This window comes from uncultured Gilvimarinus sp. (assembly GCF_963972205.1).
Lineage (GTDB): Bacteria > Pseudomonadota > Gammaproteobacteria > Pseudomonadales > Cellvibrionaceae > Gilvimarinus > Gilvimarinus japonicus.
In genome coordinates this window covers 1-15,568 of record NZ_CAXAUC010000016.1, presented here as the reverse complement: position 1 = coordinate 15,568, position 15,568 = coordinate 1, and the positions used below count along the sequence as shown (strand labels likewise).

At 51.0% G+C, this 15,568-nt stretch carries 9 protein-coding genes; 5 read left to right on the top strand and 4 right to left on the bottom strand.

Translation table 11 applies throughout. From position 1 onward, the window contains the following. Positions 1-237 precede the first annotated feature (237 nt). The gene (locus AACY82_RS16300; protein WP_339617908.1) at positions 238-3,741 is read left to right on the top strand and encodes a HEAT repeat domain-containing protein; all 3,504 of its coding nucleotides are present in this window, start codon (positions 238-240) and stop codon (positions 3,739-3,741) included. Positions 3,742-3,840: 99 nt separating this feature from the next. Here AACY82_RS16300 and AACY82_RS16295 read toward each other — a convergent pair whose 3' ends face one another. From AACY82_RS16295 to AACY82_RS16280, 4 genes are all read right to left on the bottom strand, one after another. Then, positions 3,841-4,695, bottom strand: coding sequence for a DUF1080 domain-containing protein (locus AACY82_RS16295; protein ID WP_339617907.1), 855 nt, complete (start codon positions 4,693-4,695; stop codon positions 3,841-3,843). A gap of 128 nt (positions 4,696-4,823) precedes the next feature. Further along, positions 4,824-5,624 (bottom strand): serine O-acetyltransferase, encoded by an 801-nt coding sequence (cysE, locus tag AACY82_RS16290; RefSeq protein ID WP_339617906.1) that lies wholly within the window; start codon positions 5,622-5,624, stop codon positions 4,824-4,826. A gap of 49 nt (positions 5,625-5,673) precedes the next feature. Further along, on the bottom strand, positions 5,674-6,672 hold the full coding sequence (locus AACY82_RS16285) for a serine/threonine protein kinase (RefSeq protein ID WP_339617905.1): 999 nt from the start codon (positions 6,670-6,672) through the stop codon (positions 5,674-5,676). A gap of 262 nt (positions 6,673-6,934) precedes the next feature. After that, the gene (locus tag AACY82_RS16280; protein WP_339617904.1) at positions 6,935-7,630 is read right to left on the bottom strand and encodes a double zinc ribbon domain-containing protein; all 696 of its coding nucleotides are present in this window, start codon (positions 7,628-7,630) and stop codon (positions 6,935-6,937) included. Positions 7,631-7,812: 182 nt separating this feature from the next. On the opposite strand from AACY82_RS16280, the gene AACY82_RS16275 reads away from it, so the two are divergent. The 4 genes from AACY82_RS16275 (at position 7,813) to AACY82_RS16260 (ending at position 15,353) form a co-directional block, all read left to right on the top strand. Then, entirely contained in the window at positions 7,813-8,835 is a 1,023-nt protein-coding gene (locus tag AACY82_RS16275) for a glycosyl hydrolase family 18 protein (protein WP_339617903.1), read from the top strand. Positions 8,836-9,105: 270 nt separating this feature from the next. Next, positions 9,106-10,077 (top strand): hypothetical protein, encoded by a 972-nt coding sequence (locus AACY82_RS16270; RefSeq protein ID WP_339617902.1) that lies wholly within the window; start codon positions 9,106-9,108, stop codon positions 10,075-10,077. Positions 10,078-10,100: 23 nt separating this feature from the next. Continuing rightward, positions 10,101-11,045: a CsgG/HfaB family protein gene (locus AACY82_RS16265; RefSeq protein WP_339617901.1), complete on the top strand. Its 945-nt coding sequence runs from the start codon at positions 10,101-10,103 to the stop codon at positions 11,043-11,045. A gap of 30 nt (positions 11,046-11,075) precedes the next feature. After that, entirely contained in the window at positions 11,076-15,353 is a 4,278-nt protein-coding gene (locus AACY82_RS16260; RefSeq protein WP_339617900.1) for a hypothetical protein, read from the top strand. Positions 15,354-15,568 lie beyond the last annotated feature (215 nt).

The following is a 15,568-nucleotide window of genomic DNA, read 5'->3' as shown; positions in this document are numbered from 1 at the left end:
TCGAGAGCTGGGCAAAGCTATTAAGCAAAATATTCGCCAACTGGTTAACAGCACTAAATTTGGGGCTATACTCGAGCTGTGTGCGTACTTTAAGCGCGCGCTGGCGTGCACCGTGTCTATTCTGGTGCAGGCTGGCGTTATCTGACGCAAACAATACTTAACTTGAATGCCGGTTTTGCTGGCTTATACTCCAAAATCCTTGTATTCCTCAAGACCATAATGATAACTGTGAGCCCTATGCCTAAAACTCAGAAAGTAACCCGTTACGCCACCCTGTTTCGTTTAACCGCGCTCGCCGCCGCTATTGCTTTGGCTGGCTGCTCCCAAGACGAGTCTGCCGTTGCGCCTGGCGCTGTGGATGTAGACCTACCGGCAAAAGATGCCTCAGTGCAAGAGCGTACTGGCCAGCCGGTTAAAGCCATTGCCATGACCGATGCCGAGATGGCCGCCCGGGCCAAGCGTATTAGCGCGCAGGTGAGCCTTGATTTAGCCGACGGCGTGGATATGCACTTGTGGGCGTCGGAAGACCTAATGGCCGACCCGGTTGCCTTGAGCATGGATAACAAAGGCCGGGCCTGGGTGGCCATCACCCGGCGCAGTAATAATTCTGAGTTTGATATTCGCCCTTACCCGCATTGGTTGACGGACTCCATCGCTATGGAGACCAATGAAGATCGCCGCGAGTTTTTGCACAAAACCTTTGCCGCCGATAAAAACCTGACCGAAAAAGACGTGCCCGACCGCAACGAAGACGGCGTTCACGATTGGCAGGACTTGGCGGTGGTTAAAGAGCAAGTGCTGCAGGTGAGCGACACCACCGGCGATGGCCGCGCCGATCGTGCGCAAACGTTTTTAGAAGATTTTAATACCGAGATCACCGATGTGCTCGGTGGTATTTACTACGATAACCACACCGACGATTTATTTTTAGCGGTAGCACCTAATGCCTGGCGGGTAAAAGACACCGATAACGATGGCGTCGTCGATGAGAAGCTTGCCATCTCGGATGGTTTTGGCGTTCACGTCGGCTTTAGTGGGCACGGCATGTCCGGTATTACCAAGGGCCCCGATGGCCGCATTTATTACGGTATTGGCGATATTGGCTCACACATTACCGACGTCGATGGTAATGAGTACCCGTACCCCAACCAGGGGGTAGTGGTGCGCAGCGATCCGGATGGCAGCAACTTTGAGGTGTTTGCTCACGGGGTACGCAACACCCATGAATTTACCTTTGATAAGTACGGTAACCTGATTAGCGTTGATAACGACGGCGACCACCCCGGCGAGTCTGAGCGGGTGGTTTATCTGGTTGACGGTTCGGATTCTGGCTGGCGCATCAACTGGCAGTTTGGTAAATACACCGATCCGAAAAACAACACCTATAAAGTCTGGATGGACGAAGAGTTTTACAAGCCGCGCTTTGCGGGGCAAGCCGCTCACATATTGCCGCCTATTGCCGCTTACCACGCGGGCCCCACCGGCATGCTTTACAACCCCGGCACCGCGCTGAGCGAGCGTTGGGTCGATCACTTTTTTATTGTGCAATACACCGGCTCGGCGCCGCGCTCGGGTATTAACGCTTTTACCCTCGAGCCCGATGGCGCCGGTTTTGAGTTGGCGACTGACGAATCTGTGATGCGCGGCGTACAAAGCACTGGTCTGGATGTTGGCCCAGAGGGTGCGCTTTACACCAGTGACTGGATCGAAGGCTGGGGCCGCAACGGTAAGGGCCGGATTTGGAAACTGGATACCCCTGAAACCAAGGGCTCTGAGGCTCGCACCGATACCGCTAAATGGCTTACTTCTGACTTTAGCCAGCTTGAGCTAGCAACCCTTACTAAGCTGCTGGGCCACGCCGATATGCGGGTGCGCTCTAATGCGCAATTTGAGCTGGTGGATCGCAACCAGCGGGCGACACTGACGGCCGCGCTCGACAGTGATGAGCAGCTTGCCCGCATTCATGCTATTTGGGGCTTGGGGCAGATCGCACGCGAGAGCGTTGATGCCGCCGAGCCGCTGCTTGCGTTGCTGGACGATGCCGACCCGGAAATTCGCGCGCAAGCGGCCAAAGTTATCGGCGATGCGGCTTATCAACCCGCCCTGCAGGCGTTGCTTGCCAATTTGCAGCACGACAATGCCCGCGTCCGCTTTTTTGCCGCGCAAGCGTTGGGGCGGCTAGGCAATAGTGATGCCACGGCACCGATCGTCGCCATGCTTAAAGCAAACAATGATAAAGACGTGTATTTACGCCAAGGCGGCGCTATTGCTTTGGCTCGCATTGGCGATGTCGAGGCATTGGCAGCCCTCGCGGATGACCCATCCGAGGCCGTGCGCGTTGCGGCGGTAGTGGCATTGCGCCAACTTAAAAGCCCGGCGCTGGCCGACTTTTTAAATGATGACAGCCAATTTGTGGTGACCAACGCGGCGCGTGCCATTAACGATGATTTATTTGTCGACGACGCCTTGCCGGCATTGGCAAAACTTTTGGGCACGACTAAGTTTAGCAACGAGCCATTGCTGCGCCGGGTGATTAACGCCAACGCGTTTGTCGCCGATGCGCCAGCGGCTAAGCGCTTGGCCGATTACGCCGCCGATACCAAAGCGCCGGCGGCGATGCGGGCCGAAGCGGTTGCTGCACTGGCAAACTGGGCGGAACCATCGGTCTTTGACCGGGTAAGTGGTCGTTATCGTGGCGAGCGTACCGGCAATGGCGATGACGCCAAAGCGGCGCTCGCCGATGTTTACCCTATGTTGCTCAAAGACGCCGACGCCAATGTGCGTGAAGCCAGCGTGAATGCGCTGGGCGCCTTGGTGTACGCCGATGCGGCGACCCGCTTAAACGACATTCTCAGTGACGATGATTCGGCAGATGTTCGCAATACCGCGCTTGTTAATTTGCAAAAGCTCGACTACGCCGATATACAAAAAGCCATTTACCAAGCGCTGGAAGACGATGCCGTAAAAGTGCGAATGACGGCTCTGGGTATGGTGCCCACACTGGACATTCCGGTGTCCACCCAAGTGGATATGCACACTATTTTGTTGGCGCAAGGCTCGGTGACGGAGCAGCAGGCCGCGCTAAAATCACTGGCGCAAATCAAAGCGCCCGAGGCTGAAACGGTGCTGGCGGATCAAATGCAAAAATTGATCGCCGGTGATATTGCGCCCGCCGTAAAATTAGAGCTAATCAATGCCGCCGAAAATTCGGGTAAAGATTCGCTGAAGCAATTAGTAAAAGAATATGAGGCCGGTAAAGATCGCGACGATCCGATGCAGGTTTACGCCGAGTCCCTTGCCGGTGGTGATGCCGAAGAAGGCCGCAATATTTTTCGCTATAGCAGTACCGCCCAGTGTGTGCGCTGTCACGTGGTGGGTACGCGCGGTAATCGCGTGGGGCCAGAGCTAACGCACATCGGCCAGCAGTTAAGCGACGAGCAATTGTTGCAGGCAATGGTTGATCCGGGTGGCCGTATCGCCCCAGGGTTTGGCCGCATCAGTGTGACCTTAACCGACGGCACTAACGTTGAAGGTTTGTTTGCCGCTGAGTCGGACTCTGAGCTAACCATTGAAACCAACGATGGCAAGTCAGTGAAAGTTGCGCGCGCCGATATTGCCAAGCAAACCAATTCGCCCTCCGGTATGCCGCCTATGGGTTTACTGTTGGATAAAGCCCAGTTGCGGGATCTGGTGGCGTTTTTGAGTAACCTTGACGGTGCGGAGGCGCCAGAAGGGCATTAACGTTAGCGATTGTTGCACTAAAAAGCCGCCCCCAGTGGGCGGCTTTTTAGTTTTTTTCGGGGCTATTTGTTGCGCCTAGATAGGCCGTTAGCGATGTGATTAGTTGGAGTATTCGCAGGCGTCGCTGTCATTTTTAATAAAGTACGAACGGTAATTGCTGGCTTTTTTATCCATGCAGCCTTCTAAGTTTAGCAGTCGCACACGCCGAAAATCGGCCGGATTCGACTCGGCTTGCAGGGCGATATAACCGCTGTCGCGAGCAGTGCCATCGTCTAGCTGTAAATCTGTGTACTGCATGACTTGTTCACCGTTTACGCTGTGAATCGCCAGCTCGCTGCCGTGAACTTCTAGTCGTACGGTAACCCACTGATCGCCGTGGTAGGTTTTACTAGAGGAGTTGATGCAATGGTCTTTGCGCAGCTTGCCATCCATCACCACCTGTGTCGCCGGGGTACAAAGGTTGGCGGTCGAGCGCTCATCGGTGCCGTTACCGCCTAGCAGTTGGTACTCCACACTGAGCGGAAAATCCTGATCCAGTGCCATCGACTGCGGGCTTTGTGCGTGATACATCATGCCATTGTTGCGGTACGCCCAAGCGGGGCCATCGGTCACTTGCTCGCCCACAAAGCGGTACTCAACCTCTAAAATGTAATGCGAGAACTCGCGCTCAGCGTAAAAAATATGGCCAAAGCCCGCGTGCTCGGCAGGAAACGATTTATAGTTGTCGTAGCGTACTTTCAGTAAGCCGTCTTCCACCTGAAACGTGTCTAAGGTGTTTTCGCCCAGCGGCGAGCCCTGAATTTTGATGGTCCAGCCATCGAGGTTTTTACCGTTAAATAAATCGACCCACTGTTCGCTATCGACGTTGGGATTAGCGTAAGCGGTGGCCCCCGTTAGTAGAGACGCAACTGCGAGCGCTAAGGGGAGTTTGCTGTGCTGTAAAAGAGTAGGCATATGTGGCATTCCTTATTGTTAGTGGTGGTGTTCACCGGTGTCGCCTTGTTTATAGGTGAAAGCAATGCCAAATATACATCAGATTGTCGGGTCAAAGGGTGAACAATTGCAAAGCGTCGCCGGATGGTTTACCCGTCCAGCGAGTGATTCATGGCACGTGAGGGGTGGTCGCAATCGGCGCTGCCGACGACTTTGGCGGGCACGCCGGCAACGGTAGTGCGCGGCGGTACGGGCTTTAATACCACGCTGCCGGCGCCGACTTTGGCGCAGCGGCCAATCTCAATATTACCCAAAATCTTCGCGCCGGCGCTAATCAATACACCGCTGCGCACCTTGGGGTGCCGGTCGCCGGACTCTTTGCCGGTGCCGCCCAGGGTGACCGATTGCATAATCGATACGTCATCTTCCACCACGGCGGTTTCGCCAATCACAATCCCCGTGCCATGATCGAGCATAATACCGCGGCCGATAACGGCAGCGGGGTGAATATCCACCGCAAAGACCACCGAGATGCGATTTTGTAAAAACAGTGCCATGGCGTAGCGCTCGCGTTGCCACAACCAGTGGGCGACGCGGTATGCCTGCAGTGCATGAAAACCTTTAAAAAATAAAAACGGCGTGGTGAGCGAGCAGCAGGCCGAGTCGCGCTCGTTAATGGCCTGAATATCGGCGCGTACCGCAGCACCGATGCTTGAGTCGTCCGCCAGTGCCTGATCAATCACCTCGCGCACCGAGATGGCCGGCAGCGCGGGGCTGTCGAGTTTATTGGCCAGATGAAAGCTCAGCGCATCTTCGAGCGAGTCGTGATTTAAAATAGTGGCGTACAAAAAGCTGGCGAGCATCGGCTCGCGGCTCGCTTGCTCAAAGGCGCGTTGGCGAATTTCGTCCCATACAGGGTCGGCGCTTGAGGTGGCCGTATCGATTGACATGGTAGCTCCTGGGTGACGCGGTCAATGTACCTATTATGGCGATATTAACCTAATAAATCTCTAGTGCCGGCTCGTTGATGGCGGCCAGCTGTTCACGCAGCTCTAAAATATGCTCGGCCCAATACCGCTCGGTATTAAACCACGGAAAGCTGTGCGGAAAGGCCGGGTCCTGCCAGCGCTTAGCCAGCCAGCCGCTGTAATGCATGATGCGCAGGGTTCGCAGCGCCTCAATCAGCAGCAGCTCGGCGCTGTTAAAGTCGCAAAACTCGCGGTAGCCCTCTAGCACTTCGGATATCTGCGCCGTCTGCTGGGCGCGATCGCCCGATAGCAACATCCACAAATCCTGTACCGCCGGGCCGTTGCGGGCATCGTCAAAATCCACAAAATGAGGCACATCGTCGCGCCACAAAATATTGCCTGGGTGGCAATCGCCGTGCAAGCGAATACTCGTGTACTCCACTTGGGCAAAAATTTCGTGGCAGCGGGCAATTAAATCTCGCCCCAGCGTGGTGTACGCCTCCAGTAAAGAGCGTGGGATAAACTCGTTATCCAGCAAAAAGTTAAAGCTCGCCTCGGCAAAGGTTGCGGTATTAAGTGTGGGACGGTGCTCAAACGGTGTCACCTGGCCCAGCGCATGAATACGCCCCAGCGCGCGGCCCAAACTTAGCAGATGATCAAAGTTATCCAGTGTAGGCGCGTGCCCACCCTGGCGCTTATACAGCGAGAACCGAAACCCCTGAAACTCAAATAAACTCTCGCCATTATCGTCCACAATCGGCGGCACCACGGACACGCCCAAATCGTGCAAATTGGCCGAGAAGCTGTGTTCTTCAAGAATCTGTGCATCCGTCCAGCGCGCCGGCCGATAAAACTTGGCAATAATGGGCGCGCTCTCGTCGATCCCCACTTGATACACGCGGTTTTCGTAGCTGTTTAAGGCAAACACGCGGGCATCGCAGGTGTAATCTAAGCTCTCTACCGCGTCCATAACCAAGTCGGGGGTTAAGGCTTCGTACGGGTGTGAGGTGTGCTCGGCTGATTCGCTCATACGGGCCCCCTAGGGTAGTGGGTGGTTGTGGCGGGGTATTGTACGGGGTTTGCTGGGGGTTCACACGTTTTGTGGTTGGTGGGGGTTGGCTTTCGGGTACGCGCAGTTTCCGTTAATTGCCGCACTGGCGCTAAGTAAGCGCTTCCTTGGTGTTTGTTAGTTATCCGACTTACCTTGGTTAAATCTTCAATTTGTTTGCCCTCGGTCGCCGGGCGTGGCGATACGGGCATATAAACCCAGCCCGCCTCGGCGGCGCCTAACATCAACCATTCGCTGGCGTTCTTGCCAACGCCCAAATATGCACTTCGGCGGCGCCGGCGCGGCGCAGTACTTTGCTGATCTCGCGGGCGGTTGTGGTGGTCGTGACAACGTCATCGACCAAGGCAACGCGTTGGCCTTTTAAGTCGCGGGCGACAAATGCTCCGTGTAAGTTTTGTAACCGTTGGCGGCGGGTTAAGCCTTGTTGCGGTTCGGTGGCGCGGGTGCGTTTCAGTAGTTTTCGGCTTAGAGGTAAGCCAATGGCGCGAGCGCCGGCGCGGGCGAGTGGATGGGTTTGATTAAAACCACGGCTGATGTGCCGCCGCCAGTGCAGCGGCACCGCGACAACTTTAGTGGGCCATTCTCGCTGTGGTAGTACGCGATAGTACTGCTGAACATAGCCTGCCATTAACGCGCTCAGTACTCGTGCGCTGCCTAAACAGTGGTGGTGTTTGGCGCGGCCGATTAAATAATCCAGCGGGTGCCCGTAACGGCAGGGCGCAACAATACGATCAAACGCCGGGGGCGTTGCAAGGCACTCGCCGCAGTATTCAATATCGGTATCCAGCGGTAACGCGCATTGGCGGCATTGGTGCTCGCCAATGATTAGTGTCTTTAAATGCGCGGCGCATCCGGCGCAGAGAATCTGGTCGGCGTTTTGGCGGCATAAAAGGCATAGGCTGAAACGGGGGAGGCGCAATGGGAGTCCTTTCTGATTTGTGTCGAGGCTTAGTTTTGTTTGTTTATTCGTTAGGTTTAGTTAAACCTTGTGCAAAAGTCTAGTTTGGGGCTGGGTGCCGTGGCGGTTGTGCTATAAAGTGAACTCTCAGCCCAAAAGGTTTAGTCAGGCACCATGATCACGGTGCGTAAGAGGATCAAGTAATGCTGTTACAAAAATTTATGCGCAGCGCGTGGTTGTTAATAACCGTGTTTGTGGTCGCGTGTGCGCAAACGCCCACGCCTGCCGAAAATGATTTTAAGGTCATCGGCTACGTTAGCTTAAGCGCCGATAACTACCTAAATGCGGTAAAAGCTCAGCTACCGTTTAACACCCATATTAATATTGCGTTTGCCAACCCAACCGATGATGCCAGCGGCAACATTCAAGCGATCAACGAGCCGCTGCTACAGCAAACGGTACGCCTGGCTCACGCTCAGCAAAAAAAGGTGTTTATATCGTTCGGCGGTTGGCGCGGCGATGATCGTGGCCACGACTTGGTGTATGAAAGAATCGCTGCGGATGATGTGGCGAGGTTAACCTTTATTCGCAATATTGTTGCGATGGTTGAACGATTTAACTTTGATGGCGTCGACATGGATTGGGAGTATCCTCGCCTTAAAGGAGAGGCTGATTACGAACGATTTATTGTCGAGCTTAGCAATGCATTGCACGAGGTTGACAAAAAGCTAACCGCTGCCGTCATCGGCACCAGAACCAAAGTTACTGACGATGGGGATGCCAGCGCTTATAGCGATCGCGCATTGGCCGCCTTCGATTGGATTAACCTTATGGCCTACGATGATCGCCCGGATGATCACTCGCCCTATAACTTGGTCGAGCGCTCCACCGATTACTGGCTGGCTGAACGAGGTGTAGACCCGCAAAAGGCCGTGCTTGGGTTGCCCATTTATGCGCGCCCCAGCTGGCGCAGTTATCGTGAGGTAGTGGCCGATGATCCAAGCCACGCCTGTGTCGACAGTGTCATTTATAAAGGTAAAACCGATTACTATAATGGCCTGCCCACAATCGCTAAAAAAACTCGCTTTGCGCTCGATAACAATCTCGGCGGCGTGATGGTATGGGAGCTTGTGTTAGATAGCACGGCCCCCGAGTTGTCGATCATGCAAGCCATTGATGCTGAAATTAACAATAAGTCTGTTGCGATATCTTGTGGAGAGAAATAAAAGAGGGTGAGCTTCCTTCATGGTGGAGTTTTGCCCGCCTTGAAGAGGTATGGTTGTAACGCACAGTGTATGTCGCGTGAATTTGGGAGAGTTACCACACGGCAGTCTATGTACTCTATTACTTGTGGTTCAAAAAGCAGTGCATTATAGTCAATGCTTATCGGTAGTTTGGAAATAATAACTTAGGTAGCCCCGCCGCTCATTCTTGAGTCGCTGCTGCGAATAAGTATGACTATACTAATATAGTTCCTCAGCCACTGGAAGGTGAAAATGGTTCATTGGAAGATCCTATTGCTATTTGTTGTGTGGATACCCTCTCATGCCCTCGCATTGACTATAAGCAATGCCAATGCATGGTCGGCACTGTTTGGCGGCAAGCCAACAGAGTACGAATTTTCGTTACTTGGGCGGGCAAATGCGCAGGTATCAATTCATTGGGAGTTGGCCGCTAAAGGGCGGATCTTGTCAAAAGGGCAGGATCACGCTGAGCTGGATAGTGATGGTTTGGGTATAGTGCAGCTAACTTTGGTTGCCCCGAACCTCACACCTAGCGCCGTCGTGGGTGGGCAGCTATCAGTGGTTGTCTTCGGAAAAGGTAGCGCCGGCCCTATTGCTCAGACAAAAGTCGCCTTAAGTATATACGGGCAAGATGTGCTGTGGGCCGATAGACAAGTGCTTGAATCGAGCGAGATTCAACTGTTTGACCCGAGTCAGGACACCGCAAAAGCCTTTAAATCGCTGAAACTTCCCCACAACCAAATCTCTAAATCGCAACTTCTTAATGCGGCTTCTCCGGGGCTTGTCGTTATAGGAACTGGCCTCGCTTTAGATAAAATCAGAGGTCTTACACCGGTTTTGCTCGAGCTTGCCAGTACCGGACGGACGGTTGTTATCCTTCAGCCTGCATCAGGGACGTTTCCGCTATATGATCCGCTCGATTTTACGCGTTTGCCTACGGCGGTGTCATTGTCCGACTCTTTTCCTTTGTCGTTGCTACACGGCCTGACTTGGCCCGAATCGACCTCTACGCTAACTTATAGACTTAATCTTGCCTATAGCGACTATGGGGCAGAGGTTGAGGTGATACACGCATCACCAACAGGCTGGAGCTGGTTGCAGTTGGACTATGCCGGATCGGGTGGGCGCATGATTGTATGCACCGTCCCGTTAATCGAACGTATCGATGAATCTCCAATTCCGCAAATCGTATTGGCGCGTTTGCTGGCGAATGCCAGCTTATAGCTTTGACTCTCTAGGAGAAAATTATGAAGGTTGTGTTTAACCTCTTGTTGGCACTTTGCCTGTGCGCTTCTGCGTCATTGAGCTTTGCCGATACCGCGGGGGCACCCCACCCAGTTGCCATTTTTGACTTTTCCGAGAAAGGCCGTGCGGTATCGGGAATGGGAGAGAAAATTGGATCCATTTTATTTGCAAAGCTGGTTATGAACCCAAATATAGCATTGGTGGATCGCGAGGAGCTTAGCAAGCTTGAAGACGAGGCGGTGCTTAGTTTGTCCGGTATGGTGAACCCGCAACAGGCGATTCAGGTGGGACAGTTGACAGGCGCAAAAATCATTGTTGCCGGTACTGTTTTTGAAATTGAAGATAATCTAATAATTGTCGCCAAAATAATTGGCACTGAAACCAGTCGGGTTTTGGGTGCATCGGTTGAAGGAGGTGTGAGCGATAGCGTTCTTAGTTTGACCGGGGATCTCTCCAGTCAAGTCGCCAAGGTTATTACCAGTAACGCGGACACGTTGTTGGCGAAGCCCGTGAGCCGGAACGATCGTTTGGCCGAACTTAAGAAAAAACTCGGAGACCGAGAGAGGCCCACTTTGGCGATTTCAATTCGCGAGCAACATATTAATCGAGCGGCCGTAGATCCCGCTGCCGAAACTGAGATGATTTTTTACAGTATGGACTCTGGTTTTGAGGTGATTGATGCTAGCTCTGCAAAGGCAAAAAGTGCTGATATTTTAATTCGTGGCGAAGGTTTTACCGAGATAGCGACTCGCAAGGGCGAAATTGTTGGTGTGAAGGCGCGGCTGGAGATCAAAGCGATAGACCAAGCTACTAACCGCGTGATTGCAGTGGATAGACAAGTAGAAGTAGAGATCGACGTCAGCGAAATGATAGCCGCGAAAAGTGCACTGCAAAGTGCGTCGGCTAAAATCGCGGAGCGCCTGCTACCTAAGCTGGTAGGGTTGTAAGACATAATATCTAAAACAGGGTTGCTGAGAGTGAAACAAAATAATAAAAAGTCAGCCTTCAAGATCACTAATGTATTGATTTTGTTACTGGCGGTTGTTATCGGGCTGCAGCTGGCCGGCTGGTTGTCGACCCTCAGCCTGACTGAGCCAAGCGGGAGCCCGGCAGCGGCGCAGCAATCCACGCCTACGGTAGTGGCTGAGCCTACTCCCACCCCCACTCCCATTTCCGAGCCGGCGCCGCCGGTGTTAGTCGCCCCTAGGAGCTCCTCTTCTGAGGTGACGTTCGTGCCTCGCATTGCGCTATACCCATTGGACGCTACGCTATACAGCCAGAAAAATAGCGATGGAACTGAACTCTCAGAGCTGATCACGTCTTTGCTGTTGATCGAATTGGGCTTAAGTTCTCAGGTCGAGTTGCTTGATCGTTCCTTCATTGCAGCATTGTTTCGTGAAAAAACGACACAGTTTGCAGGCAGCCAGTCACTGGAAAACCAGCAAGCGTTGATGAAATTACCGCTTTCAGATTACTCTTTAGTCGGCTCGCTATTGTCTGGTGACGAAGGTAAATCTTATACCTTAAAGCTTCTAGACAATAGCACAGGCGAGGTGATGAGCGCTGCGCGCTTCCCGTTTACGATCGCCACTTTGAAGCAGGCTGTGCGGAAAGCCTCGACTTTTGTGCAAACACAAGCGTCTACGGTTAGATATCAGAGAGGCACAAAAGAGTCTGAGCCGGCACAGCGAAAAATCGCCATTGGCCACTTTTTTGATATAACAGTAGAAGATACGAATCTAGCCAAAGGGCGTGATTTAAGTGAGAGCCTAATAGAGCGTTTAGTTAACGATGAGAGTTATCGGGTTCTGGCAAGAACACATGTTATGCCGTTAGTACTTGAAGAAGGTTTGCGGAAGTTGCAGCATACAGAAGAAGATCGGTCCTCCTTGCGAGAGCAAGCCGATTGGACTGTTCACGGCGTGTACCGAGCCGAAGCCAAAGGTCTAGGACTCTTAATAACGGTTTATCTTTATATCGATTCAATTGAGAACGGTCGAGAATTGTTTGTTTTAAAGGGTCATGATTGGGCCAATGTTTATAGTCTAATCAACGAAACTATTGTCGCATCTATCTCGCCAGTAGTCGTGGAGGTAACCGCCGAAAATCAGAGTAAATCCCGCGATCTGTTATTCCAGGCAGCCGATCTACAGGGCGTAGTGGAGAGAGAATCCGTTCGTAATGGAACACATAACATTGCTGATAGATTTTATACTGAACTCGCTAAACGACAGGTGAGAAATCAAGTTGATGCGACCGTAAGGTTGCTTGAACAAGCGCTTGAATATAACCCGATGAATTACGCTGCCAAACTTTCGCTTTCACTTATGCTTGATGACGAGCCAGGAGACGCACGAGCAAAAAAACTATATATCGATGTACTAGGTGGAACCGATTCCGAGATTTCTTATTCAGCTCAGGCCATCAAGCGTAAAGAAAGTCTTGAGAGTTATCTTGGTTCGCGTGTTGATGAAAATGAAAGAGAGAAAATACGAAAATCTCTCGTAGATAATTGTTTTTTAGACGAATCAGATAAAGCGTTTAAAGCGACTTATTACAAATTGGATCATATCTTCAATAGACCTTACTCAAAGCCTATCGGAGCTTTAGACCTTGATACGACAGTTCAGGTACTTGAATATCTTCGTTTAAAATATCACCAGCCGGGATATAAAATTCGCTTTTCCCCGCCGCGAAATGGTCGTTATAGCATTGCTCAGAAGCGGTCGTGGTATCAAGCTTACTACAAAGTCGGGCACAATCGTGAGGCAATGCTGAATATGAACTTAGCCGTTGCGGCCAGTGGCATGGATGTTCTCTATGCCACTGACTTGCCCTCAGTGGGGTTCTATCCCGAAACTGCAAGCCAGTCGCCCGAGCGGCGCCGGTCTCGAATGAGGATCGCTGTCGATGGATTTGCGTCGAGTGTTTTTTTAGATGAGGATTATTTAAAGCCTCGGGTTATGCTCGGTTATAGCTTGTGTCGACCCGAGGTAGGGCTCTGTGCTTTGGGGGAGCAGATGTTGTCTTGGGCGGTAGATCAAATACCTGGAGCTGATGGCGAAGGCCCAATGGATCTTTTTGAAGAGGATGAGGTTAACGAGCATGATCGCTTGATGTTTCTAGCCGCTGACGCAGTAGATCGTGTAGATGAGGCGAGCTTTACAAGACGTTTTCGCTTTGTGCTGGATAGCAGTAATTACGCGGTTAATAAGAAAAAACAACAGGTATCTAAACTGCAAGATATACAAGGAGAGGCTGTTTACGAAGAGCTAGCGCAAGCGCAGATTTATAGTTATGTCGACTTGATTAGAGCCGAGAGTGAACAGTTAGAACGCAGCCATAGTATGCTGAAGAGAAATAAAAAATATAACAAAAATAGAGAAGCATTAGCACTTTTCGTAAAGGGCAAAAATAGCACTGAGTTAAACAGCCTGGCGAATAACCTGTTGGATAAAGTGTTGAGCGATTTTCCTGGTGTTTATCCATATTTACTGTTTTATGCCGACCCAGTAACACCGTCGGTGATTAACGAGCAAGATAGAGTTATGGCGCAAATCGTGGCGGGAAAAGTAAACCCAGTCGAGCCAGGCAAACTAATGGAACGGGCGCTAGTGTTGTTTCGATATCGTGCAGAGCAAGGTGATCCAGAAAACTTGAAACGAGCCAAAAAATTTATTGCTCACTTTGAAGAGTATTATGGGATAACAGAAAATACGGCAATAGATTTTTCGTGGTTGTATCATAGTGTTGGCGAAAATAAAAAGTCAAGATCTATTTTGCAGGGTTACGGTAAGTCATCCTTTGAGCTTAAAAATTATAAATGGGATAAACTTAACGGAGTCTACACCCAGAACGGATTTGATAAAGAATCACGTTTAATCTACAGCAATACCCGCACAGGTATTGAGATCACTTATACGGCTCATCACAGGCTGGTTGAAATTGGTGAGCACTCCTATAAGTGGCGGAGAGGGCCTTATGGTTTTCAAGAAGATGGCGATTTTATCTGGGGTGAGATGAGCCCAGAGATAGCAAAAAAAGTCGCGATCGATCGAGCTGGGCCACATGATCCTTGGGCCGATATCCCGATAGTTGAGATTGACGCCCTCCCTGAGGTTGTTGATGATGAAAATGAAAAAACGACAGAATCGTTGTTGTCCGATGAATACTCTATAAGTCCAAGCGGTAATGTTGCTATAAAGGGGTTTCCTCGTCGCTCGGGCATAGGGCCCTTGCGAAAAAAATACTTTTCGGGGGGGCTGCGACGCACACAAAACGTTGAGGTTATTAGAGAAGCTTTATTTAAAAAAGGCTATTTATCAGTTGAGGGTTTTCCTGTTGATATGCCAGGCGTTAAGAGATTAGATAAGCTTCGGGAAGATTTCCCTGATTTCAATTATCGAGAGATGAAAGATTTAAGGGCGGCACTAGAGCGCGCCGAAAGAGTCTCATCTTCTGGTGAGGTTAGCATCTATCAGTACGTTGCGGGAGCTTGGGTAGAGGCGGCTGCACTGTTGGCGAGCGATGCCACAACAGATGCAAGTTTTGGTTTGGGGGTCGCGGCGCAAGGTGATCGCGCTTTAGTTTGTAACAGTTTAGGAGGTATATATAGTTATTTTTTAATTGATTCACAGTGGCAATGGGGGCGAAAATTTGAAGCTGGCTGTAACAATGTTGCCGTGTCCGGCGACTGGGCGGTAGTCAGTTGGCGTGAGAAAGCCTATGTTTTTCATTTTGATGGTCAGTTTTGGCAGCCGACGCAAACGCTAATTGTGGATAATTATTTTGCCAGGCGTGAAAAAAGAGAGAATTTTGAAGTTCTCGGGGAGTCCATGGTTATCATGGATAACGAAATGTTTATTGGCAATCCAAGAGGAGGCTCCGCTCACCTTGGAGAGGTTTACCGGTTTGTCTTAGAGCAGGGAAAGTGGCGACAGACAGATACATTGGCGCCAGACGTTGAAATCGCCGATAGACCCAACTCCTCCTTTGGTGATTCGCTTGCTGTTAGTCGTCACTGGCTTGTTGTTGGTAACTGTGCCAAGGGGGCTGTCGATACACCCGATTTTCGAAGGGGAATGGTATACATCTATAAGCGCCAGAATAAAAAATGGACGCCTTTCGTTCGTCTGATTGGAAAAGATACAACAGTGCGAGAAGAGCTTGGTCAGAGTGTATTTATTGATAAAGAAAATGATGCTTTGTTGATTAAATCAAGTAATAGTCTTTACCGGTATATGCTTGAACTGTAAAAAATTTACTCCTTAGGGGGCGTATGGAAAAAATTAAAAAAATTAGCTTAATTGCTATACCAATAGTTTTAATTCTACTGGCCTATAATTGGTATGAGAAAAAGCAGTATGCTCAATATAACAACATCGCTTACCTCAGTGAGGGCATTGATCGGAGTATGTGATCCCTACCACTAATACTGGACACATCGTTAAGCGAGTATAATTTATCGTAA

Excerpts from the sequence above, each read along its gene's own strand:
- AACY82_RS16300 (WP_339617908.1), top strand. The coding sequence starts at position 238 with ATGCCTAAAACTCAGAAAGTAACCCGTTACGCCACCCTGTTTCGTTTA.
- AACY82_RS16295 (WP_339617907.1), bottom strand. The coding sequence starts at position 4,695 with ATGCCTACTCTTTTACAGCACAGCAAACTCCCCTTAGCGCTCGCAGTT.
- cysE (WP_339617906.1), bottom strand. The coding sequence starts at position 5,624 with ATGTCAATCGATACGGCCACCTCAAGCGCCGACCCTGTATGGGACGAA.
- AACY82_RS16285 (WP_339617905.1), bottom strand. The coding sequence starts at position 6,672 with ATGAGCGAATCAGCCGAGCACACCTCACACCCGTACGAAGCCTTAACC.
- AACY82_RS16275 (WP_339617903.1), top strand. The coding sequence starts at position 7,813 with ATGCTGTTACAAAAATTTATGCGCAGCGCGTGGTTGTTAATAACCGTG.
- AACY82_RS16270 (WP_339617902.1), top strand. The coding sequence starts at position 9,106 with ATGGTTCATTGGAAGATCCTATTGCTATTTGTTGTGTGGATACCCTCT.
- AACY82_RS16265 (WP_339617901.1), top strand. The coding sequence starts at position 10,101 with ATGAAGGTTGTGTTTAACCTCTTGTTGGCACTTTGCCTGTGCGCTTCT.